The organism is Paraburkholderia sacchari (assembly GCF_000785435.2).
In the GTDB taxonomy this organism is placed as follows: Bacteria; Pseudomonadota; Gammaproteobacteria; order Burkholderiales; family Burkholderiaceae; genus Paraburkholderia; species Paraburkholderia sacchari.
On sequence record NZ_JTDB02000006.1, the window covers coordinates 262127 to 285084 of the forward strand.

Consider the following 22958-nt stretch of genomic DNA (forward strand, 5'->3'; position numbering starts at 1 on the left):
ATATGAAATTATTCGATCAATTGATTGACGAGAGCGAACACCATGCGGACAGAATTCAGCCTGCGCGACATCGAGATTTTTCACGCGATCGCCACGACGGGGTCCACGCGCCAGGCGGCGGCGCGGCTTGACATGACACAGTCGGCGGTCAGCCACGCGCTCGCGCGGCTCGAGGGCAGCTTGCGCATCAAGCTATTCGAACGCGAGAACCAGCGGCTACAGATCTCGCCGGCCGGCCGCTATATGCTCGACGAAGCGGCGCAACTGCTCGGCCGGCTCGATCGCATCGAAGAGGAAATCTCGCTGTTGCAGGAAAGCGGTGTGGCGTCGGTGCGGGTGGGCTGCGCGCCGGGGCTGTGCCACCGCTTTGGCCCGAGGCTCGCGCATCAATACGCGCAGGCGCACCCAGGCACGGGCGTCGCGCTCGACATTGCGGCAAGCGGCGCGCTGATAGCGGACGTCGAAGGCGGGCGCCTCGATTTCGCGATCGTCTCGTACCAGATCCACGAGCCCGCGCTGATTTTTACGCCGGTGTTCAGCGCGCGGATGGTGGCGCTGCTGACCCGCAAGAACCGGCTCGCGAAACGCGAACAACTGACCTACGACGATCTGGCCGACCAGCAATACATCAAGCCGATCCAGTCCGATCATCTGGTCTTCCACGATTCGGGCGAGCGCAGGCGCCTCGGATACGAGCTGCGGGTCAACCTGAGTTCACTGGGGGAAGTGATCCGGCTCACGAACGGCGTGAGCCTGCTCAACGCGCTGACTGCGGCTGATTTGTGCGCGAACGGCGATCTCGTTGCGCGCGCATTCGATTCGAACCAGTGGTTCAACTTCTATCTCGTGCACCGCCGCGCGCTCAAGGACAATCGCGCGGTTGGCGACGTGCTTGAAATCGCGCAGGCCTGCGTGCGCGAGACGGCGGCGCAGACGGCTTACCCGGAGGCGTTTTCGGTTGAGTAGGCCACTATATTCGTGAGCAAGCGCCGCGCGCGCGCCGCAAACAGCGCCCAGGCGAGATCGATGGCGATGAGAACCGCCAGCATCGTGAGAACCAGCTCCGACCACTCGAACACGCCCACACGCGAAAGGTCGACCATCGTCGGCGGCAAGGCCATATAGAAAATCCCGATCTTCGGGTTGCCCAGCGTGACGGCGGTCCCGCCGAGAAACATGCGCAGCGGCGAGCGCTTGCCCGGCAGCTTGTCCGCCTGAAGCGCGGCGGGCGCGAACCACATCTTCCACGCGAGAAACAGCAGATACGCGACGCCCAGGAATTTGAGCACGATAAAACCGAGCGCAAAGGTATGCGCGAGCGCCGCGAGCCCGGCAACGGCACAGGTCAGCCAGACCGCTTCGCCGATCCACATGGCGGCGAGGAACGGCAGCACGTCGCGAAAACCGCTGGTCAGCACACGGGCCACCAGCGCTGCGACGCTCGGGCCCGGCATGCCGGCCACAATCAGCAGGGCGAGCGCGAATGCGCTCAAACTGGAAACCGCCATGGAAATCTCCTGGTGCACGAGCTAGAGCGCCCGCGCGCGAGAGCCAGTTTAACGCGTGCCAATCACCACCTACGACTGGCCGTCCGCTACGAAAACGACGATCGCCTCCCCGCCGCCGTGTAAACTGCTGCCTTTTTTGCCTCTTGTGGTATGGTCCATCCCCCGCAGCGCACCTCATTGAGCGGTCCGGCCCTCGTTCGCCTGCTGGCGCGCCTGAGCGAGGCCGAAGTGCAGGCATCGCCGCAGCCGCTCGCGGACCGGCTGAGCCAGTGGCTCGGCTGGACCGACGCGATCGCGCTCTCGACGGTGCTTGCCGCTCCGGCAGCGGCGAGTGCCGTGGCAAACGGCGCGCGCACGAGTGGCGACGACGAAGCGCAGCGGTGCCTGAGCCTGCGCTCGGCGCTCTCGAAGGCGATTGCGCTCGACGGCGTGCTCGCGCCCGCGAAGGCGCGCCGCGCGGGCGTCTATGGTCACGCTGGTCACGCGCGCGGGTTGCAACCAGCGCCGGTTCCGCAAGCACCCGTTACCGACGAAACCGATGCCGATTACGCCGTCTTTCGCCAGTGCTACGTCGCACTACAGCAAAAGATGGAGACCGACATCGGCGACTTGCGCGGGCGTCTGCGCAGCCGGCTCGCGACGGTGTCGCCCGCCATGGCGAAGCTCGCGACGCTCGATGCGATCATGGAACGCTCGCTCGCCGCGCGCGAACGCAGCCTGCTCGGCGCGGTGCCCAGCCTGCTGGGCGCGCATTTCGAGCGGCTGCGCAAGGTGGCCCGCGAGGCCGCGGCCCGCGAAGCCCAGACCGCAGCCAACGCTGCACAAGATGCGGGAAGTGCTCAACAAGCGGAAGGCGCAGCCGCGGCAAAGGCACCGGCTCATGCCGCGCCTGGCGCTTGGCTCGACGCGTTCCGCAAGGATGTACAGAGTGTTTTGCTCGCCGAACTCGATGTTCGGTTTCAACCGGTCGAAGGGCTGCTCGCAGCGCTTCGCGCCCACTAGCGCCTGCTAACCCAAACGCTATGTCCAGACTTCGTATCGATCTCGTTGTTTTCCTCGCCGGCCTCGCCGCAGTGTGCTGGATCGCCGCCGGCTACGCCGGCTCGAATCCGCTCGCGCTCGCGGTCACCGTGCTGATCGGCGCCTGCTATGTGGCCGGCGCGTTCGAGCTCTACCGCTACAAGCAGGCCACCGCCACGCTCGCGCACGCGGTCGGCGGCGTGGGCACCGCGCCCATGCCTGCCGCTTCGCTCGGCGGCTGGCTCGATCAGTTGCATCCGAGCCTGCGCAGCGCCGTGCGTGCGCGCGTCGAAGGCGAGCGCGTCGCGCTGCCCGGCCCGTCGCTCACGCCCTATCTGGTCGGTCTGCTGGTGCTGCTCGGCATGCTGGGCACGCTGCTCGGCATGGTGACGACGCTGCGCGGCACCGGCGTGGCGCTCGACGGCGCCACCGATCTCGACGGCATCCGCGCCGCGCTCGCCGGCCCGATTCGCGGGCTCGGCTTCGCGTTCGGCACATCGATCGCGGGCGTGGCGAGTTCGGCGATGCTGGGCCTGCTCTCGGCGCTGTGCCGCCGCGAGCGCATCGAGACCGCCCAGCGCCTCGACTCGCTGATCGCCACCACGCTGCGCCCGTTCTCGCACGCGCACCAGCGCGAAACGAGCTTCGCGCTCATGGCGCGTCAGGCCGATGCGATGCCCAAGCTGGTCGAGCGCCTCGAAGCGATGATGACAGCCATCGAGCGCCAGGGCGCCGCGCTCGGCGAGCGCCAGATCGCGAGCCAGCAGGCCTTCCTCGGCAACGCCGAGGCGGCTTATGCGCGCCTCGCAGCGTCGGTGGGCGAATCGCTCAAGGCGAGCGCCGCCGAAAGCGCGCGCGCTGCCGGCGCGGCGTTCGCGCCGGTCGTGGAAGCGACCATGGCGGGTCTCGCGCGCGAAAGCGCCGCGCTGCACGGCACGCTCACGCAAGCCGTGGAGCGCCAGCTCGACGGCCTCGCCTCGGGCTTCGAGGCCAACGCCACGCGCGTGGCCGGCATCTGGAACGAGGCGCTGGCTGACCAGCGCCGTTCGGGCGAAGCGCTCGCGCGCGACCTGCAAGGCGCGCTCGAACGCTTCGCCGCAACCTTCGAGGAGCGCTCGGCCAATCTGGTGCAGAACGTCGATGCGCGGCTCGCGGCGTCGGCTTCCGGTGTGTCGCAAGCGTGGCAGGACGCGCTCGCGCGTCAGGAGCGCGCCGGCGAAAAACTCGCGGGCGACAATCAGCAGGCGCTCACCTCGGCCGCCGCGACCTTCGAGCAGCACTCGGCCGCGCTGCTGCGCGCCGTGAGCGACGCGCACGCGAATCTGCAAACGCAGCTTGTCGCGCGCGACGAGGCGCGCCTCGCAACGTGGACCGAAACGCTTGGCGCGATGAGCGCCACGCTGCGCGACGAGTGGAGCGCGACCGGCACGCAGGCGGCGGAACATCAGCAGGCCGTGTGCGCGACGCTCACGCAAACCGCCGAAGCAGTCGCCGCCCAGACCGAAGCGCACGCGAACAAGACGCTCGCCGAAATCTCGCGCGCGGCCGTTGCGGCAGCGGCTGCGTGGCAAGCGGCCAGCGCCGAGGCTGCGGAGCGTCAGCAGGCCGTGTGCGAGACGCTGAACAAGACCGCCAGCGATATCGCCGCGCACGCCAGCGCGCACACGGACAGCACGGTCGCCGAAATCACGCGTGTGGCCGAGGCTTCGTCGGCGGCGTGGCAGGCGGCTAGCGCGCAGGCAGCGGAGCGTCAGCAGATCATCTGCGATGCGCTGGCAAAGACGGCGAACGATATTTCAGCGCAAACCGAAGCGCATGCGAGCGGCACGATTGCGGAAATCGCGCGCGCGGCAGAAGCCAACGCATCGGCGTGGCAAGCAGCAAGCGCTCAAGCAGCGGAGCGCCAGCAGATCATTTGCGATGCACTGGCGAAAACGGCGAACGACATCGCCACGCAAACCGAAGCGCATGCGAGCGGCACGATTGCGGAAATCGCGCGTGCTGCGCAAGCGAATGCATCGGCATGGCAAGCCGCAAGCGCGCAAGCAGCGGAACGCCAGCAGATCATCTGCGATGCATTGACGAAAACGGCTAACGACATCGCCACGCAAACCGAAGCGCATGCGAGCGGCACGATCGCGGAAATCGCGCGCGCGGCAGAAGCCAACGCATCGGCGTGGCAAGCAGCAAGCGCGCAAGCAGCCGAGCGCCAGCAAGCCACCTGCGATGCGCTCGAAAAAGCCGCCTGCAACATCGCCGCACATACCGAAGCGCACGCCAACGGCACCATCGCCGAAATCGCGCGCCTCGTCGATGCCGCGTCGGAAGCGCCGCGCGTGGCCGCCGAAGTGGTCGCCGAACTGCGCAAGAAGCTCTCCGAGAGCATGGTGCAGGACACCGCGATGCTCGAAGAGCGCGGCCGCCTGCTCTCCACCGTCACCACGCTGCTCGACGCCGTGAACCACGCGAGCACCGAGCAGCGCACCGCCATCGACGCGCTCGTGCAAACCTCGGCGGGCCTCATGCAACGCGTGGGCGAGCGCTTCTCCAGCCAGGTTGAGACCGGCGCGCAAACGCTCGAAGGCGCAGCCGCCCAGGTCACGGGCAGCGCAGTGGAAATGGCGAGCCTCGGCGATGCGTTCGGCGCAGCGGTCCAGCACTTCGGCGAGTCGAACGACAAGCTCATGACGCAATTGCAGCGCATCGAAACCGCGCTCGACAAGTCGCTCGCGCGCAGCGACGACCAGCTCGCCTACTACGTCGCCCAGGCGAAGGAAGTGATCGACCTGAGCCTGCTTTCGCAAAAGCAAATCGTCGAGAATCTGCAGCGCTTGCGCGTGCAGGCAGGGGCTGAAGCCGCATGAACGACGAAATCGACGGCGGCGTGGAGCCCACCGCGCCAGTCTGGGCCGCGTTCGGCGATTTGATGGCGGCGCTGCTGGGCGCGTTCGTGCTGATCCTCGTCGGGGTGATCGGCATGCAGCTCGAAGCGTCGACGCGCCTCGCCAACGAGGTCAAGCAGCGCCAGATCGAAACGCAGCGGCGCAAGACGCTCGAGCAGGCGCTGGCCGGCCCGCTCGCGGCGGGACGCGTGACGCTCGTGAACGGGCGCATCGGCATCAGCGGCAACGTGCTGTTCGCGCTGAACTCGGATCAATTGCAGCCGCAAGGGCGCGAGCTGCTCAAGAGTCTCGCGGGTCCGCTCGCCGCGTATCTGCGCGACCGCGACCAGATTCTGATGGTGAGCGGTTTCGCCGACGATCAGCAGGTGCATGCCGGCAACCGCCGCTTCGCCGACAACTGGGAACTCTCCGCCCAGCGCGCGCTCACGGTGACGCGCGCGTTCATCGATGCGGGCGTCCCGGCGCAATCGGTGTTCGCGGCGGCATTCGGTTCGGAGCAGCCCGTGAGTTCGAACGCCGACGAAGCGGGCCGCGCAAAGAATCGCCGCGTGGAGATCGCCGCTGTGCCGAGGCCCGCGAGCAGCAGCGCGCGTACACAAACCGGGGCGCGTGACGGCCATGAGTGACGGCGCCCGCGAACTCCCCTGCGAGCACGAGGAAACGACCGCACACGTAGCCACGCACACCCGCGCCACGCTCGATGCCTGGCGCGCGCAAGGCGCAGACCGGCTCGATCCCGTGCGCTACGCGTTGATCGACGCACTTGACCGGCGCGCCACCATGCATGCGGGCGCGGCGCGGCGCGTGCTCGATGCGCGCATCGACGGATTGCTCGCCGACTATGCCGGCGCGATCGAGCGCGCGGCATTGCACGCGGGATCGAATCCGCCAGGGCACGCGGAGAACGCGTCACCGCAAGGCGCAAGCGCGCACCGCACGCTCATGGCGCACCTCGGCAACGCGGAACATCTCGCCCGCGGCGGGCCGCCTGCGGAACTGCTCGATTACTTCCGCGAAGTCTGGTCGCACCTGAGCGCCGACCAGCAGGTGCAACAGTCGCTCGATCAGGTGCCGAAGAATGCGGGGCCGCTCAATTCGAGCAGCCTTGTGCACCGCGCGCTGCTGCTCATGCGCGAACTCTCGCCGGGGTATCTGCGCCAGTTCCTCGCGTATGCCGACGCGCTGTCGTGGCTTGAGGACCTGAGCGCCGCCACGGCGCCCGCGCCCAAGGAGATGCCGCGCGCGAGTAACGCAAAGGCGGCCGTGAAAGCCTCGCCCAGGAAGGGAACGCGCACGCGCAAAGGCACTGCTTAGGTGCGGACCTCGGGCGAGCCGCCAATGCCTCCTATCCACAAGCCCCTACGGCGATAACCCGCAAACATCCCGCGCAGAGGGGCGCACCGCCGTGGCGCGCCGCGGCGGATACCGCACCGCCCCCGTGCGTTCGGTCGCGCCGATTTTGCGCAAGCCGCACCGCTGTGGCGCATGGGACGCGGCACAGGCGGACTCTACAAGGGGGTCGTAGCATATCGAAGACTGGCACGATATTTGTTTTACCTTGCGCTGCACCCGTTCGGCAGGAAAAGAACGCGTGCACCACCCAGCCGGAGCGCAATGGAGAGAACTCAATGAAGCCATTCGACGAAATGCTGTCCGGCGATACAGTCAGGCCGCCTTATGTGCGCCTGAAGCAGTGGCTCGACACGCAAAATCCCGCGAGCCTCGCCCAGAAGGCCCACGACGCCGAAAGCGTCTTTCGCAGGACCGGCATCACATTCGCGGTGTACGGCGACGCCCAGGCCGCGGAACGGCTGATTCCGTTCGACATCGTTCCGCGCATCATCTCGGGCCAGGAGTGGAGTTGGCTCTCGCAGGCCATCGAGCAGCGCGTGATGGCGCTCAACGCCTTCCTCGACGACATCTATCACCGGCAGGAGATCGTGCGTGCCGGGATCGTGCCGAAGCATCTGATCTCGCATAACGAGGCCTTCCTGCCCGAAATGATCGACTTTCGGCCGCCCGGAAATGTCTACACGCACATCATTGGCGTCGACATCGTCCGTACCGGCGAAAACCAGTTCTATGTGCTCGAGGACAACGCACGCACGCCATCCGGTGTGTCGTACATGCTCGAGAACCGCGAGACGATGATGCAGCTGTTCCCGGGGCTGTTCCAGCAGGTCAAGGTGCGGCCGGTCGAGAATTATCCGCAGATGCTGCGCCAGTCGCTCGCCGCGGTGTGCCCGCCCGGCGGCAACCTGGACAATCCGACCGTCGCAGTGCTCACGCCCGGCATCCACAACTCCGCGTACTACGAGCATTCGTTCCTCGCGGATCAGATGGGCGTGCATCTCGTCGAGGGCAGCGACCTCCAGGTGGTCGATGGGCGTGTCGTGATGCGCACGACCGAGGGCCTCAGGCCGATCGACGTACTCTACCGCCGCGTCGACGACGCCTTCCTCGATCCGCTGACCTTCCGGCCCGATTCGGTGCTGGGCGTCGCCGGGATCATGGACGTCTATCGCGCGGGCAACATCACGATTGCGAACGCGCCAGGCACCGGCATCGCCGACGACAAGGCGATCTATTCGTACATGCCCGAGATCGTGCAGTTCTACACGGGCCGCAAGGCACTGCTGCAGAACGTGCCGACCTGGCGCTGCGCTGAGAAGGACAGCCTCCAATACGTGCTCGATCATCTCGAAGAACTCGTCGTGAAGGAGGTGCATGGCTCGGGCGGCTACGGGATGCTGGTCGGGCCGGCCGCGTCGAGGGCCGAGCGCGAGGCATTCGCCGCGAAGCTGCGCGCGAAGCCGTCGAACTACATCGCGCAACCCACGCTGGCGTTGTCCACCACGCCGATCCTGACCGAGGCCGGCCTCGCGCCGCGCCACGTGGACCTGCGGCCGTTCGTGCTGGTGTCGGACCGCATCCGCATCACGCCGGGCGGCCTCACCCGCGTCGCGCTCAAGGAGGGCTCGCTCGTCGTCAATTCGAGCCAGGGAGGCGGCACCAAGGATACCTGGGTGCTGGCCGACTAAACGGCCCCAATGACCCAAGTGGCCCCAGTGGCCCCAACCGCCGCGCGACCGCGCGCCTCTACCGCGCGCGACGTGGACAACAATGCAACGGAGTGGACCCGAGATGCTTCTTGGACGGACTGCGAGCGGACTCTACTGGATGTACCGCTACATCGAGCGCGCGGAAAACACCGCGCGCATCGTCGATGCCGGCTTGCGCATGGCGCTCACGCGCACGAGCGACGCGCCGGCCGAATGGTCGTCGGTGCTCGTGAGTACCGGCGCCGATGCCAGCTACCGGCAAAAATACGACGCCTACGCGGCCGAGCCGGTGAGCGATTACCTGCTGCGTGACCGGGACAACCCGTCGAGCGTGCTGTCGTGCATCGAGGCCGCGCGCTCGAATGCGCGCATGGTACGCACCGCGCTCACGCGCGAGGTCTGGGAGAGCGTAAACGGTGCGTGGCTGTCGATCGGTCAAGGGCTCGCCCAGCCGGTTGCGGCCAGCGAGCTGCCCGCTTTCCTGGACCACGTGAAGCGCGAGACCGCGCAGATTCTCGGCAGCTTTTACAGCACGATGCTGCGCAACGAGATTTTCGACTTCGCGCAGATCGGCGCGTTCATCGAACGCGCGGACAACACGGCGCGCATTATCGACGTCAAGTACCACCTGTTGCTGCCGTCGGTGTCGCATGTCGGCACGATTCTGGACAATTACCAGTGGGAGTCGATCCTGCGCAGCGTCGCCGCGCACCGCTCGTACCGCTGGGTGTACGACGTGCAGTACAAGCCCGTGAACATCGCCGACTACCTGATCCTGAACGGCCGGATGCCGCGTTCGCTGCGCTTTTGCTACGCCCGGGTCGTATCGAGCCTCGGGCATCTCGCGAAGGACTACGGCGTCACGCATCCGTGCCACGCCACCGCGGCGGGCATCCACCGCATGCTCGACGAAAACACCGTCGAGCGGATCTTCAAGAGCGGCCTGCACGAATTCCTGACCGACTTCATTACCCGCAACAATGGCCTCGGCGCGGACATCGCCGAAGCCTACAACTTCGATTGAGCCTGCCATGAGACTCGCCATTCGCCACATCTCGCGTTTCCGGTTCGAAGATCACGTCATGCATGTGTTGCAGCGTCTGCGTCTGCGCCCGCAGTCGGGGCCCGGTCAGACGGTGCGGGCGTGGCAGGTGACGATCGACGGGGTCGAGGCTGGGCTGTCCTACGCGGACGGCCTCGGCAACCAGATCAACCTCGTGCGGCACGAGCGCGCGACACGCCCGGAGATCGTGATCGTCGCGGCCGGCGTGGTCGAGACCCAGGACCGCGCAGGCATCGTCGGTCCTAACGACGGCTATGCGCCGCCGTGGATCTTCGAGCGCGAGACTGAACTCACGCGCGCCGGCGAGCGCATCCGCTCGCTGGCCGCCGCGCTGCCGCCCGAGCATCGCGGTCTCGACGCGCTGCACTGGCTGATGAGCGAGGTGCACGACCGGATCGCGTATGCACCGGGCAACGCCGCAACCGCGCCGGAGGAAGCGGAGAGCGTGCTCGGCGAAGGCGAGGGCACGAGCCGCGACCATGCCCACGTCTTCATCGCGGCGGCGCGAGCGCTCAATATTCCGGCTCGCTATATCTGCGGCTATCTGCTGGCCGACGGCGCCGCGCAGCGGATGGTCGACGCGATGCAGCACGCTGGCGGCGAGCAGCAGGAGCAGAGCGCCGGGATCAACGTGTCGCTGGGGACAAGCGCGACGATGCTGCCAGCGGGCCGCGCACAGGACGATGCACTGGACGACGCGCGCGCCGTCGCGCTGGCGTTGCCTCCCTGCGGCCACGCGTGGGCCGAGGCGCACGTCGACGGGCTCGGCTGGGTCGGCTTCGATCCGTTCATGAACCGCTGCCCTGACGAACGCTACGTGCGCGCCGCAACCGGATTCGACTATCGCGACACGCAGCCCGTGACGGGGCCCGGCACGCAGACGCTCGGCATCGAGATCAGCGTCGTGCAGTCGCCGGAACTCGTCTGAGCGCACGCACCGCGAAGCACTGACGCCTTTTCGCTTCCCGCGCCGGGTGCAACGCCCTGGCGCGGGTGGTGTCCGACGCCCCTGTTCAAACCGGAACCGCCATGTCCATCCATGTCGCGCTGCATCACGTCACCCGCTACCGCTACGACCGGCTCGTCAATCTCGGACCGCAGGTCGTGCGTTTGCGCCCGGCGCCCCATTGCCGCACGCCGGTTCTCTCGTATTCGATGACCGTCAAGCCGACCGCGCACTTCGTCAACTGGCAGCAGGACCCGTTCTCGAACTATCTCGCACGGCTCGTGTTCCCGGAACGCACGCGCGAGTTCGAGATCACGATCGATCTCGTCGCCGAGATGTCGGTGTACAACCCATTCGACTTTTTCCTCGAGGAGAGCGCCGGGCAGTTTCCGTTCCGCTATGACGAGGCGCTGGCCGTGGAGTTGGCGCCCTATTTCGCGTGCGATCCGCAAACTTCCGATGCGCCGGTCTTCCGCGCGTGGCTCGACGGGATCGACCGCACGCAGACCGGCACCGTGAACTTCCTCGTCGCGCTGAACCAGCAGTTGCAGCGCGACATCCGCTACCTGGTGCGGCTCGAACCCGGCGTGCAGACCCCGGCGCAGACGCTCGGGCTCGCGTCCGGCTCGTGCCGCGACAGCGCCTGGCTGCTCGTGCAGCTCTGCCGGCATCTCGGGCTTGCCGCGCGCTTCGTGTCCGGCTACCTGATCCAGTTGACGCCCGACGTGAAATCGCTCGACGGCCCGAGCGGCACCGAAGTCGATTTCACCGACCTGCATGCGTGGTGCGAAGTCTATCTGCCGGGTGCGGGCTGGATCGGGCTCGATCCGACCTCCGGGCTGCTCGCTGGCGAAGGACACATTCCGCTCGCATGCACGCCGCAGCCGACGAGCGCTGCGCCGGTCGAGGGGCTCATCGACGAATGCGAGGTCGCGTTCGATCACACGATGACGGTCACGCGAATCTACGAAGCGCCGCGCGTGACGAGACCCTATACCGACATGCAATGGAGCGCGGTGCTCGCGCTGGGCGGCGAGGTGGACGCGGCGCTCGAAGCGGGCGACGTGCGGCTCACGCAGGGCGGTGAGCCGACCTTCGTGTCGATCGACGACCGCGACGGCGCCGAGTGGAACACCGACGCGCTCGGGCCGACCAAGCGCGGCTACGCGAGCGCGCTCGTGCAGAAGTTGCGCGCGGAGTACGGTGAAGGCGGCTTCCTGCATTTCGGGCAGGGCAAGTGGTATCCGGGCGAGCAGTTGCCGCGCTGGGCCCTGTCGATCTTCTGGCGTGCGGACGGGCAGCCGGTCTGGCACGATCCGTCGTTGTTCGCGGACGAGCGCGAGCCCTCGTCCTGTACGACCGCGGACGCGAAGCGCTTCATCGACACGCTGGCCGCCCGTCTGAACCTGACGCGCGAATTCATCCGCCCGGGTTACGAAGACGTCTGGTATTACCTGTGGCGCGAACGCCAGTTGCCCGTCAACGTCGATCCGTTCGATGCACGCCTCGACGACGAGCTCGAACGTGCGCGGCTGCGCAAGGTGTTCGAGCAGAAGCTCGACAGCGTGGTGGGCTACGTGCTGCCGATCCGTCCGCTAGAAGGCGGGCCCGGCCCTGGCGGCGCGCGCTGGGAGACCGGGCCGTGGTTCTTCCGCGACGAGCGGATGTACCTCGTACCCGGCGATTCGCCGATGGGCTACCGGCTGCCGCTCGACTCGCTGCCGTGGGTCAGCCGTGCCGACTATCCGTACCTGATCGAGCGCGATCCGTTCGCGCCGCGCGAATCGTTGCCGGACGCCAGCACGCTGCGTGCGCGCCATGCTGCGCCGGGTGCCGTGCCGCAATCCGCGCCGAACGCCGCGCCGCTGTCGCCGCGCGAGACGCCGCCCCCACGCACCGTGTTGCAGGCACAGGAGGCAGGCCTGCCCGGCGCGCTGCATCCTCGAACCGACGCGCATCGCTTTCCCGCGCGCTTCGAGTCGGCCGACTGGATCACGCGCACGGCGCTATGCGTCGAGGTTCGCAACCAGATTCTGTATGTCTTCATGCCGCCGCTCGCCGCGCTCGAACACTACCTGGAGTTGCTGGCCGCGATCGAGCTGAGCGCGGGCGAACTCGGCATGAAACTCGTGCTGGAGGGCTATGCGCCGCCGCGCGACGCGCGCCTGAAACTGCTGCAGGTGACCCCGGACCCGGGTGTGATCGAGGTGAACATCCACCCGGCGGCCAATTTCGGACAGCTCGTGAGCCACACGGAATTCCTGTACGACGCCGCCTGGCAGACACGTCTGTCCAGCGAGAAGTTCATGGTCGATGGCCGCCACGCCGGCACTGGCGGAGGCAACCACGTGGTGCTGGGCGGCGCGACGCCCGCGGACAGCCCGTTCCTGCGGCGGCCCGACCTGCTCGCGAGCCTGATCGGCTATTGGCACAATCACCCGTCGCTGTCGTACCTGTTCTCGGGGCTCTTCGTCGGGCCGACGAGCCAGGCGCCGCGCGTCGACGAGGCGCGCAACGACCAGGTGTATGAGCTCGACATCGCGTTCAGGGAAATCCAGCGCAACAAGCTGCTGTACGGCGAAGACATGCCGCCGTGGCTCGTCGACCGGGTCCTGCGCAACATCCTGATCGACGTGACCGGCAACACGCACCGCAGCGAGTTCTGCATCGACAAGCTCTACTCGCCGGATTCGTCGACGGGCCGCCTCGGGCTCCTCGAACTGCGCGCGTTCGAGATGCCGCCGCATGCGCGCATGAGCGTCGTGCAGCAACTGCTGCTGCGCGCGCTGATCGCGCGCTTCTGGGCGACGCCGTATACGACGCCGCTCACGCGCTGGGGCACCGGGCTGCACGACCGCTTCATGCTGCCCGTGTTCCTGAAGATGGATTTCGACGACGTGCTGACCGAACTCGCCGATGCGGGTTTCGCGTTCGACCCCGCGTGGTTCGCGCCGCACTTCGAGTTCCGCTTCCCGCTTTACGGGAAAATCGCGGTGAACGGGATCGAGCTGACACTGCGCGGCGCGCTGGAGCCGTGGCACGTAATGGGCGAAGAGGGAGCGAGCGGCGGCACGGTGCGCTACGTCGATTCGTCGCTCGAACGGCTGGAGGTGCGCGTGAGCGGGCTCAACGACAACCGCCATGTGGTGACCGTGAACGGCCGCGCGCTGCCGCTGCAACCGACCGGCATCTTCGGCGAATATGTGGCCGGCGTGCGCTACAAGGCATGGGCGCCGCCCTCCGCGCTGCATCCGACGATCGGCATTCACGCGCCGCTGACGTTCGACGTGGTCGACACGTGGATGCAGCGCTCGCTGGGCGGCTGCCGGTATCACGTCGCGCACCCGGGAGGACGCAATTACGCGACGTTTCCCGTCAACGCGTACGAGGCCCAGAGCCGCCGTCTCGCGCGCTTTGTCGCGATGGGGCATACGCCGGGACCGATGGTCGTCGCAGCGCCCGTGCCGAGCCGCGAGTTTCCGTTTACTCTCGATCTGCGGCGCGACTGAAGCGCGGGACGCTACGGGCTGAACACCCTCGCCACTTCCTGAAGAACCGATTGCGCGTCACCTGGTATTCACGACGACCAGGGTCACGCGACAACAACGCGACAACGATACGATGCACACGCTCTTCGACACCGGCGCGCAATCCGACGCGGCGGAGCTGGCCGCCGCGCTGGCCTTGCCCGCCGGCGCGGGGCGCTACGACGAGCTGCGCGGCAGCGCGGCGGGCCTGCATGCGCCCACGCTTGCGCCCGCCTGGCGCGAGTTCTTCACGGCGGTGGGCAGCGACGGCCTCGCCGATCTCGACCGCCGCGCAGACTCGCTCCAGCGCCGGATGCGCGAGAACGGCCTGTTCTACCAACTCCACGAGCAGCGCGCGGGCGACGGCGCGGCGGGCCCCTGGTCGCTCGACCTGCTGCCGCTGATCGTCACGGCGAGAGACTGGGACGTGATCGAGCGCGGCGTGCTCCAGCGCACGCGGCTGCTCAACGCGATGATGGCCGACCTGTACGGCCCGCAGACGATTCTTGCGCGCGGCCTGCTGCCGCCTGCGCTCGTGACCGGGCACCCGGGCTACCTGCGGCCGATGCGTGGCGCGCGCGTGCCGGGCGGCACCTGGCTGCACATCGTTGCGTTCGACCTCGCGCGCGCGCCGGACGGTCAGTGGCGCATGATGGCGCAGCACACCCAGGGCGCGACCGGGCTGGGCTATCTGCTGGAAAACCGCCTGATCGTGTCGCAGCTGTTTCCGCGCGCGTTCCGGGGGCTGCGCGTGCAGCGGCTTGCAGCCGCGTACCGGGCGCTGCTTCAAAGCCTGCAGTCGCAGAGCCCCGCTGCCAGGAATTCGCGGATCGTCCTGCTCACGCCAGGCCCGCACAGCGCGACTTACTTCGAGCACGCGTATCTCGCGCGCTACCTGGGGCTCACGCTCGTCGAGGGCGGCGACCTGACCGCCCGCGACAACCATGTGTTCCTGAAGACACTGCGCGGGCTCGAGCCTGTGCACGGGATCCTCCGCCGTGTCGATGACGCGTGGCTCGATCCGCTCGAATTGCGTCCCGATTCGCTGCTCGGCGTGCCGGGGCTGCTCCACGCGGTGCGCGCGGGCAACGTGCTGCTCGCGAACGCCCCGGGCTCGGGCTTCCTCGAATCGCCCGGCGTGCTGGGGTTCCTGCCGCGCCTCGCGCAAAGCCTGCTGGGCGAGGTGCTTACGTTGCCCGCAGTCCACTCGTGGTGGTGCGGCGAGGCCGCCGCGTGCGCGGACGCGCTGCCGCAACTCGCACGCGCGATGGTGCGGCCGACGTGGCCCGCCGCCGCGCAGGCAGGTGGCGAAACCGCGCCGGTAATCGGCGCGCGGCTCACGCCCGCGCAACTCGACGAGTGGCGAGCGCGAATCACGGACGATCCCACGCGATACACCGTGCAGGCGGACCTGCCGCTGTCGCAGGCGCCGACCTGGCCCGTCCGCGCGTGGCGGGACGCCGCCGACAGCGCGCGCATCGTGCCGCAGCCCATGCTGCTGCGCGTGTTCGCACTCGCGGACGGCGAGCAAAGCTGGCGGGTGCTGCCGGGCGGGCTATCGCGCGTCGGCACGCGCGACGCCCTGTTCAACGCGCCGATGCCGCGCGGCGGCAGCACCATGGACACGTGGGTGATGACAGAAGGCGCAGTCGACAAGACGACGCTGCTGCCGCCCCGCCTCGGCCCCGACGATCTGGTCGGCCGCTCGCGCACGATTTCCAGCCGGGCGGCCGAGAACCTGTTCTGGCTCGGCCGTTACACGGAGCGCGCGACGAATTTCGTGCGGCTCGCGCGCTGCGCGCTGGTGAGGCTGCGCGGAGAAGACGACGCCGACAGCATCGCGCACCTGCAACTGCTCGACACGCTATGTCATGAAAACGGCCTCGTCGCGGCCGACGCGCCGCACGCGCCGGAGCAGCCGCAAGCGTTTCAGGCGGCACTGGGCGCGGCGCTTGCACACGGAGCGAACCGCGCGACCGGCATTGCCTCCTGCATGTTCGGCATGCGCGCGGCGGCGGCCGCGATTCGCGAGCGGCTGTCGCGCGAGCAGTGGCGGTTGATCGACGATGCCGCGCAGTTGTTCGTGGACAGCCCCGAAGTGGCGGAGGCGGAAGACCAGCTCGGCAACGACGCGCTGCAACTGCTCGACCGGCTAGGCCTGCTGCTCGGCGCCATCACCGGCGCGCAGACCGACAACATGACGCGCGACGACGGCTGGCGGTTGCTGTCGATCGGCCGACAGATCGACCGGCTGGATTTTCTGGGCAGCGTACTGCGCTTTGCCTTCGAGGACGAGACGATGCAGCAGCAGGACGGCTTCGAACTCGTGCTCGACCTGTTCGACAGCACGATCACATTTCGCTCGCGTTTCCAGCGCTGCTTCGACATCGCGCCGCTGCTCGCGCTGCTCGTGCTCGACACGGACAACCCGCATTCGCTCGCGTGGGCCGCACAGGCGCTGCGCGGACGGCTCGCGAAAATCGAAAGCGCCGAGCGGCCTGCCACGGCGGCGCAACTCGGAGATGAGATGCCGGACATCGCGCAATGGTCGCTGCACGCCCTGTGCGAGACCGACGAGACGGGCCGCTACCGTACGCTGCTGGACCGGCTCGTGGCGACCGGCGCCGCGCTGTGGAACCTGTCCGACCGAATCGGCGAGCGCTATTTCAGCCACGTACGCGAGGCGGGCAGGACGCTATGGTGACGCCGTCGAAATCCGCAGCCGGCGCCAATACAGCCAATACAGCCGATACCCCCGATTCCCGCCGCGGACGCCTTTTGCGCGTGACGCACGACACGCACTATCAGTATGCGGCGCGCGTCGAAGCGGCCAGGCATCAGGCGCGCCTCACGCCGCTCTCGACGGCGCGACAGGCGCTGCTGTCGTTCGCGCTCGACATCGAGCCGCAGCCGGAACAGGTCAGTGTCGAGACCGATGCGTTCGGCAATGCACGCACATCGTTTGGCCTGAACCAGCCACACGAAGCGCTGTTCGTGCGCAGCCGCAGCGTCGTGCGCGTCGTGCCGCCGACGCTTTCGGCGGGCAGGCGCGGCGAAGCGCCCGACGCAATCGCGCGGCCCGACGCCGCGAATACGAGCACGTGGGAGGCCGTGCGCGAGCGGTTTTGCTATCGCCGGGACGTGCCGTACGATCCGGCGAGCGAGTTCGTGTTCGCCTCGCCGCATGTTGCGTGCGATGCGGCGCTGGCCGCGTACGCGCGACAGAGCTTCACGCCGCAACGTCCGCTCGTGCAGGCTGCGTGGGATCTGATGCGGCGGATCCACGCGGATTTCGAATACAAGCCGAGCAGCACCGACGTAACCACGAGCGCACTCGATGCGCTCGCGATGCGCCAGGGCGTGTGCCAGGACTTTGCGCACGTGATGATCGGCGCGATGCGTTCGCTGGGGCTGGCCGCGCGTTATGTCAGCGGCTATCTGCTGACGCAGCCGCCGCCGGGGCAGCCGCGCTTGACTGGCGCGGACGCCTCGCACGCGTGGGTCGAGGTGTACGACCCGGCGTGGCCCGAGGACGGCGGCTGGCTACAGCTCGATCCGACCAACGACCGCACGGCCGGTGACGATTACGTGATGCTGTCGATCGGGCGCGATTACGCCGACGTGACGCCGCTGCGCGGTGTGATTCGCGGCGGCGGCGCGGACCAGGTGCTCAAGGTTGCGGTAACGGTGGAGCCCGTTGAGGAAGCGTGAATCATGTTGACCGGGCTTGTGCAACAAGCCGCCGGCCGTGCCGCCGCACATCGCCTCAACGATGCGCCTGGGCAAGCGGCTTGGCCTCGCCCCCGCCGGTTTTGCGCCCGAGCACCAGCGTCACCACGGCTGACACCGCGAGCGTCGCCGCCACCACATACAGACCCGCACCATAGCCGCCGGTCGCGCTCTTGAGCCAGCCGATCACCGAAGGCCCGACGAAGCCGCCCAGATTGCCGAGCGAATTGATCATCGCGATCCCCGCGGCGGCGCCCGCGCCCGAGAGGAACGCGCTCGGCATCGCCCACAGCGGCGCCTTGGCCGCGCTGATACCCACGTTGGCGAGCACGAGCGCACCGATGATCGCCGCTGTGCCGTTCGCGCCGGCGGCCAGCACGAACCCGGCGCATGCGAGCAGGCACGGCACCACCACGTGCCATGTGCGCTCCTGGGTGCGGTCCGAATGGCGCGCCCACAGCACCATTGCCACCACCGCCGCCACGCTCGGGATGCCCGTGAGCAAGCCCGTCTGGAGCGGGCTGTAGCCGAACTGCTTGACGATCAGCGGTGCCCAGATGCCGAGCGTATACAGCCCCGCCGACGTGCCGAAGTAGATCAGCGCCAGTGCCAGCACGCGCGGATTGCACAGCGCCGCCAACACCGCGCCCGTATGGCCGTGCTGCGCATTGCGCGCACTCGCTTCCTCGTCGAGCCTGGCCATGAGCCAGGCCTTTTCGTCGCTGGCGAGCCACTGTGCCTTTGCCGGTGCATCGGTCAGGCAGCGCAGCACCGCGAAGCCCAGCACGACGGCGGGAATCGCTTCGAGCACGTAGAGCATCTGCCAGTCGGCGAGACCGAACATCGGCTTCATCTGCATGATCGCGCCCGAGAGCGGCGAGCCGATGGCCGTGGAGATAGGCGCGGCGGCCATGAACCACGCGGCGGCCACGGCGCGCTGGCGCGACGGGAACCACTGGCTCAGGTACAGGATGATGCCGGGAAAGAAACCGGCTTCCGCGATGCCCAGCAGGAAGCGCAGCGTATAGAAACTCGCAGGACCGCTAACGAATGCCGAAGCCGCGCTCACGATGCCCCACGTGACCATCACGCGCGCGATCCAGACGCGCGCGCCCACGCGATGCAAGATCAAATTTGAAGGCACTTCGAAGAGGAAGTAGCCGATAAAGAACAGGCCGCCGCCAAAGCCGAACGCCGCCGACGACAATCCGATGGCCTTGTTCATCGACATCGCGGCGAAGCCCACGTTGACGCGGTCGAGAAAGCTCACGAAATACAGCAGCATCACAAACGGAATGATGCGCCACATGAGTTTCTTCGAGACTCGGGTTTCGAGTTCGGAATGCATGTGTCTCCTCCTTGGAGACCGTGCCGCGCGCGAGGCGCGGGTCACGGTTTCAAAGCGGCGCGTGCGTGTGTCGTGGTGGATTCGTGTGGTTGCGCACGCGCCGTCAAACAGTGATTCAGGCCGTCATTCAGGCAGCAACGGCCACCTTCTCGATCAGCGCGCACACCGCATCGGTGACTTGTGCGGTAGTGGCCGTGCCGCCGAGGTCGCCCGTGTGCAGCGCCGGGTCGGCGCTCACGCGCTCGATCGCATCCATCACCTGCTGCGCGGCGGCCTGCTCGCCCAGATGTTCGAGCAGCATCACCACCGACCAGAACGTGCCCACCGGGTTCGCGAGGCCCTTGCCCATGATGTCGAACGCCGAGCCGTGGATCGGCTCGAACATCGACGGATAGCGGCGCTCGGGGTCGATGTTGCCGGTGGGCGCAATGCCAAGGCTGCCCGCGAGCGCGGCGGCCAGGTCGCTCAGGATGTCCGCGTGCAAGTTGGTCGCGACGATGGTGTCGAGCGTGGCCGGACGGTTCACCATGCGGGCCGTTGCGGCATCAACGAGTTCCTTGTCCCACTTCACGTCCGGGAATTCGGCGGCGATCTGGTTGGCGATCTCGTCCCACATCACCATCGCGTGACGCTGCGCGTTGCTCTTAGTGATGACCGTGAGCAGCTTGCGCGGACGCGACTGCGCAAGCCGAAACGCGAAGCGCATGATGCGCTCGACGCCGGCGCGCGTGAGGATCGAGACATCGGTGGCCGCCTCGATCGGATGCCCCTGGTGCACGCGCCCGCCCACGCCCGCGTATTCGCCTTCGGAGTTCTCGCGCACGATCACCCAGTCCAGGTCTTGCGGGCCGCAGCGCTTGAGCGGCGCGTCGATACCTGGCAGGATGCGCGTCGGGCGCACGTTCGCGTACTGATCGAAGCCCTGGCAGATCTTCAGGCGCAGGCCCCACAGCGTAATGTGATCGGGCACGTCGGGGTCGCCCGCCGAGCCGAACAGGATCGCGTCCTTGTCGCGGATCTGGTCGAGGCCGTCGGCGGGCATCATCACGCCGTTGGCGCGGTAGTAGTCGGCGCCCCAATCGAAGTTCTCGAATTCGAACGCGAACGCGCGGTTCGTGCGCGCGAGCGCTTCCAGCACGGCCTTGCCCGCCGGCACGACCTCCTTGCCAATACCGTCGCCGGGAATGGTTGCGATGCGATACGTCTTCATGGTGTCCGTCTCCACGTCCTTCGATTGAATGTGGGACCGACTTTACCGAACCTGAAGCGCTGCAACCGGTGCTAGACTCAAAGCATTCTTAACTTCAATTCACAAGTGCGGGTCATTCATGAGTGAAGCCGTACATCCCGCCGATCTCGCGTTCTTCTCCACGCTTTCGGCGGCGGGCAGTCTGAGTGCGGCGGCGCGCGAGCTGGGGCTCACCGCCGCGGCCGTGAGCAAACGCCTCACGCAAATGGAGCAGCGCGCGGGCGTGCCGCTCGTGAACCGCACCACGCGACGCATGATGCTCACGCCCGAGGGCGAGCTGTACCTGGAGCGCGCGCGGCGCATTCTCGACGAAATCGACGAACTGGCCGAACTGCTCGGCAGCGCGAGAAAGAGCCCCAAGGGCCTCCTGCGCGTGAACGCGACGCTTGGCTTCGGGCGCAGCCACGTGGGGCCGGCCATCTCGCGCTTCGTGGCGAAGCATCCGCAGGTGAGCGTGCAATTGCAGCTTGCGGTGGCGCCGCCGCCGCTCACCGACGACACCTTCGACGTCTGCATCCGCTTTGGCGAGCCGCCCGACACGCGCGTAGTGGCGCGCCGCCTCGCGGCCAACCGGCGTCTGCTGTGCGCGTCGCCCGCGTATCTCGCGCGGCGCGGCGTGCCCGCCACGCCGCAGGAGCTCACGCGCCACAACTGCATCGGCATTCGCCAGGGCGACGAGGCTTACGGCGTCTGGCGTCTCATCGCGGGACGGGGGGCGGCGCACAAGACCGAGGCGGTGCGCATCAACGGCAATCTCACGACCAACGATGGCGAGATCGCCGTGCGCTGGGCGCTGGAGGGGCACGGCATCCTGATGCGCGCCGAATGGGACATCGCCGAGTATCTGGCCGATGGCCGGCTCGTACAGGTACTGCCCGAGTATGACACGCCCAACGCCGACATCTACGCCGTGTATTTGCAGCGGCACCAGATGTCCACGCGCATTCGCGCCTTTGTCGACTTTCTCGCGCAGGAATTCGAGGCGCGGCGGGGCTGAAAGGCCGACCGTTCAGTGTGAATTGCATGCGCTTGTCTCCCCGGAAGTCGCCGCTCGCGGCCGCTTCGAAAGCGGTTGGCGATGCGTGAGATTCTTGGGGCGGACAAAATGCCCGGCAATGGCGCGATGACCCAAAGAAGTTGTCGATCGTCTCTTTCGATTGGCTTGAAATTCAATAGCCGGAAATGGCAGGTGTCTCTCGACGCCCTTTTATATTGGGCTGTTACCCATTTCTATCCATACGAGTCGCCAGCCCGCGGGGTTCAAATGCGAGTTGGCGTTTCATGCATGGAATATTGGCGGGATATTCGGTGACCTTCCGCGCAAGCCCGCTCAGGCCGCGTTTGAGCGCGCGACGATGCCGCGTGGCGGATCACTAGCCACCCAGAAGGCGATCAAGCGCTGATCCGCTGGGAGTGCTCCTCGGCCCAGCGACGCCCCTCTTCCACTTTGATGGCCAAGCGCAACGCCTGCTTGCAGGAACTCACACATCAACCGGGTTTCACGGCCAAGGTCAAAGCGTGCGCACTCAGGAAGCCGACGCCCGGCGCACGAACACGCGCCGCGTGAGATCGAACGCGACGAGATTGCCCGATACCACCAGCAGCAGCCCCAGCACGGTCAGCCATGTCCAGCGGTAGCCTTCGAATACGGTCGATATCGCGAGCGCCACGATCGGGAACAAGACCGTGCAATAGGCGGCCCGCTCGGGGCCAATCCTCCCGACCAGCATGAGATACGCCGTAAAACCCACCACCGAGCCCGCTACCGCGAGCCAGGCGAGCGCTCCGAGGTAACGCGCATCAAACTCGATTGTGAAAGGCAATCCGGCTAGCGCACTGCCCGCCAGCAGCACCGCCGTGCCGATCAGCATGGCCCAGCCATTCGTGACGAGCGGATGCAGCCCCATCGATTGCATGCGGCTCGACAGCAAATTGCCGATCGAAAAGCACTGCGTGCCGAGAAACGCAACCGCGAGCCCGAGCCAGGCGGTGTGATCGCCGATATGGCCGGCCATTTGCTGCACGAACAGGCACACGATCCCAGTCAGGCCCAGCACGGCCCCGCCCACCGCGGTAGGCTGCAACGGCCGGCCCATGAAAAGGCGCCCGTTGATCGAATTGAGCAGCGGCGCCGTCGAGAACACCACGGCCACGAGACCGCTCGGCACGATGTTCTCGGCATAGTAGAAGCACAGGAAATTGAGGCAGAAGAGCGCCAGGCCCTGAGCCGCCAGATAGCGCCACGCGTCGCGCGGTGGCCATACGGGCCTGCGCACGAGACGCAGCAACGCGAACATCAGAAGCGCCGCAATGCCAAAGCGCCACGCAATGGAAACGGGCGCAGGCACGACACCAAGCTGCCACTTGATGGCAATCCAGGTGGTACCCCAGATCAGCACAGTGAGCGCGTAAAGCAGAAAATTCATGGCTGGAAATAACCGGGACTCAATGCTTCAACTATGGCGCGCAGTAGCGGCACGCACTTGTCCAGGATTGCGCATTTCTTGCCGACGACCTTCGCGAGGCGGAGCCGGAGCGTATACTCGAATTCGCTAACCGCTCGCTGTAACCAACCCATAATCGCTTCGATACCACCTAGCCGC

At 67.3% G+C, this 22958-nt stretch carries 16 protein-coding genes; 12 read left to right on the forward strand and 4 right to left on the reverse strand.

The features are described 5' to 3' along the window. Positions 1-42: 42 nt before the first annotated feature. Positions 43-966, forward strand: coding sequence for a LysR family transcriptional regulator (locus NH14_RS21590; protein ID WP_035528617.1), 924 nt, complete (start codon positions 43-45; stop codon positions 964-966). Here the strand turns inward: NH14_RS21590 and NH14_RS21595 are convergent. Then, positions 939-1508: a LysE family translocator gene (locus NH14_RS21595; protein WP_052148154.1), complete on the reverse strand. Its 570-nt coding sequence runs from the start codon at positions 1506-1508 to the stop codon at positions 939-941. The two genes, NH14_RS21590 and NH14_RS21595, sit on opposite strands and share 28 nt — an antisense overlap. Positions 1509-1658: 150 nt before the next feature. Between NH14_RS21595 and NH14_RS21600 the strand changes: the two genes are divergently transcribed. The 10 genes from NH14_RS21600 to NH14_RS21645 all read left to right on the forward strand — a co-directional run bounded on the left by NH14_RS21600 (position 1659) and on the right by NH14_RS21645 (position 17740). Beyond that, complete coding sequence (locus NH14_RS21600; protein ID WP_035528614.1) at positions 1659-2510, forward strand: DUF3348 domain-containing protein; 852 nt, start codon at positions 1659-1661, stop codon at positions 2508-2510. A 20-nt stretch (positions 2511-2530) separates the two neighbouring features. Continuing rightward, complete coding sequence (locus tag NH14_RS21605) at positions 2531-5392, forward strand: DUF802 domain-containing protein (protein ID WP_035528611.1); 2862 nt, start codon at positions 2531-2533, stop codon at positions 5390-5392. Beyond that, a complete protein-coding gene (locus NH14_RS21610; protein ID WP_035528609.1) occupies positions 5389-6057 on the forward strand; it encodes an OmpA family protein in 669 nt (222 codons plus the stop codon). The genes NH14_RS21605 and NH14_RS21610 overlap by 4 nt, the downstream gene beginning before the upstream one ends. Then, positions 6050-6745, forward strand: a complete 696-nt coding sequence (locus NH14_RS21615; RefSeq protein WP_052148153.1) for a DUF2894 domain-containing protein — start codon at positions 6050-6052, stop codon at positions 6743-6745. Before NH14_RS21610 ends, NH14_RS21615 begins: the two co-directional genes overlap by 8 nt. 314 nt (positions 6746-7059) lie before the next feature. After that, the gene (locus NH14_RS21620; RefSeq protein ID WP_035528607.1) at positions 7060-8472 is read left to right on the forward strand and encodes a circularly permuted type 2 ATP-grasp protein; all 1413 of its coding nucleotides are present in this window, start codon (positions 7060-7062) and stop codon (positions 8470-8472) included. Between the two features lie 103 nt (positions 8473-8575). Then, complete coding sequence (locus NH14_RS21625) at positions 8576-9517, forward strand: alpha-E domain-containing protein (protein ID WP_035528605.1); 942 nt, start codon at positions 8576-8578, stop codon at positions 9515-9517. Positions 9518-9524: 7 nt separating this feature from the next. Beyond that, a complete protein-coding gene (locus NH14_RS21630; RefSeq protein ID WP_035528603.1) occupies positions 9525-10484 on the forward strand; it encodes a transglutaminase family protein in 960 nt (319 codons plus the stop codon). Between the two features lie 101 nt (positions 10485-10585). Continuing rightward, positions 10586-14011, forward strand: a complete 3426-nt coding sequence (locus NH14_RS21635; RefSeq protein WP_035528601.1) for a transglutaminase family protein — start codon at positions 10586-10588, stop codon at positions 14009-14011. Between the two features lie 112 nt (positions 14012-14123). Then, entirely contained in the window at positions 14124-16733 is a 2610-nt protein-coding gene (locus NH14_RS21640; protein ID WP_035528599.1) for a circularly permuted type 2 ATP-grasp protein, read from the forward strand. Then, positions 16727-17740 carry a transglutaminase family protein gene (locus NH14_RS21645; protein WP_035528595.1) on the forward strand — a complete coding sequence of 338 codons (1014 nt, stop codon included), beginning with the start codon at positions 16727-16729 and terminating at the stop codon, positions 17738-17740. The genes NH14_RS21640 and NH14_RS21645 overlap by 7 nt, the downstream gene beginning before the upstream one ends. 55 nt (positions 17741-17795) lie before the next feature. Here the strand turns inward: NH14_RS21645 and NH14_RS21650 are convergent, their stop codons facing one another. Together NH14_RS21650 and NH14_RS21655 are read right to left on the reverse strand one after the other, a co-directional pair. After that, a complete protein-coding gene (locus NH14_RS21650; protein WP_035528592.1) occupies positions 17796-19106 on the reverse strand; it encodes an MFS transporter in 1311 nt (436 codons plus the stop codon). Between the two features lie 127 nt (positions 19107-19233). Beyond that, positions 19234-20316: a tartrate dehydrogenase gene (locus tag NH14_RS21655; RefSeq protein WP_035528589.1), complete on the reverse strand. Its 1083-nt coding sequence runs from the start codon at positions 20314-20316 to the stop codon at positions 19234-19236. Positions 20317-20434: 118 nt separating this feature from the next. Between NH14_RS21655 and NH14_RS21660 the strand changes: the two genes are divergently transcribed. Further along, the gene (locus tag NH14_RS21660; protein WP_035528586.1) at positions 20435-21352 is read left to right on the forward strand and encodes a LysR family transcriptional regulator; all 918 of its coding nucleotides are present in this window, start codon (positions 20435-20437) and stop codon (positions 21350-21352) included. Between the two features lie 529 nt (positions 21353-21881). On the opposite strand, the gene NH14_RS21665 is transcribed toward NH14_RS21660, so the two are convergent. Continuing rightward, positions 21882-22781, reverse strand: a complete 900-nt coding sequence (locus NH14_RS21665) for a DMT family transporter (RefSeq protein WP_035528584.1) — start codon at positions 22779-22781, stop codon at positions 21882-21884. Positions 22782-22958 lie beyond the last annotated feature (177 nt).

Coding starts and splice junctions, on each gene's coding strand:
- NH14_RS21600 (WP_035528614.1), top strand. CDS start 1,659: ATGGTCCATCCCCCGCAGCGCACCTCATTGAGCGGTCCGGCCCTCGTT.
- NH14_RS21605 (WP_035528611.1), top strand. CDS start 2,531: ATGTCCAGACTTCGTATCGATCTCGTTGTTTTCCTCGCCGGCCTCGCC.
- NH14_RS21620 (WP_035528607.1), top strand. CDS start 7,060: ATGAAGCCATTCGACGAAATGCTGTCCGGCGATACAGTCAGGCCGCCT.
- NH14_RS21660 (WP_035528586.1), top strand. CDS start 20,435: ATGAGTGAAGCCGTACATCCCGCCGATCTCGCGTTCTTCTCCACGCTT.
- NH14_RS21635 (WP_035528601.1), top strand. CDS start 10,586: ATGTCCATCCATGTCGCGCTGCATCACGTCACCCGCTACCGCTACGAC.
- NH14_RS21640 (WP_035528599.1), top strand. CDS start 14,124: ATGCACACGCTCTTCGACACCGGCGCGCAATCCGACGCGGCGGAGCTG.
- NH14_RS21615 (WP_052148153.1), top strand. CDS start 6,050: ATGAGTGACGGCGCCCGCGAACTCCCCTGCGAGCACGAGGAAACGACC.
- NH14_RS21650 (WP_035528592.1), bottom strand. CDS start 19,106: ATGCATTCCGAACTCGAAACCCGAGTCTCGAAGAAACTCATGTGGCGC.
- NH14_RS21645 (WP_035528595.1), top strand. CDS start 16,727: ATGGTGACGCCGTCGAAATCCGCAGCCGGCGCCAATACAGCCAATACA.
- NH14_RS21625 (WP_035528605.1), top strand. CDS start 8,576: ATGCTTCTTGGACGGACTGCGAGCGGACTCTACTGGATGTACCGCTAC.
- NH14_RS21630 (WP_035528603.1), top strand. CDS start 9,525: ATGAGACTCGCCATTCGCCACATCTCGCGTTTCCGGTTCGAAGATCAC.
- NH14_RS21655 (WP_035528589.1), bottom strand. CDS start 20,316: ATGAAGACGTATCGCATCGCAACCATTCCCGGCGACGGTATTGGCAAG.
- NH14_RS21590 (WP_035528617.1), top strand. CDS start 43: ATGCGGACAGAATTCAGCCTGCGCGACATCGAGATTTTTCACGCGATC.
- NH14_RS21595 (WP_052148154.1), bottom strand. CDS start 1,508: ATGGCGGTTTCCAGTTTGAGCGCATTCGCGCTCGCCCTGCTGATTGTG.
- NH14_RS21610 (WP_035528609.1), top strand. CDS start 5,389: ATGAACGACGAAATCGACGGCGGCGTGGAGCCCACCGCGCCAGTCTGG.
- NH14_RS21665 (WP_035528584.1), bottom strand. CDS start 22,781: ATGAATTTTCTGCTTTACGCGCTCACTGTGCTGATCTGGGGTACCACC.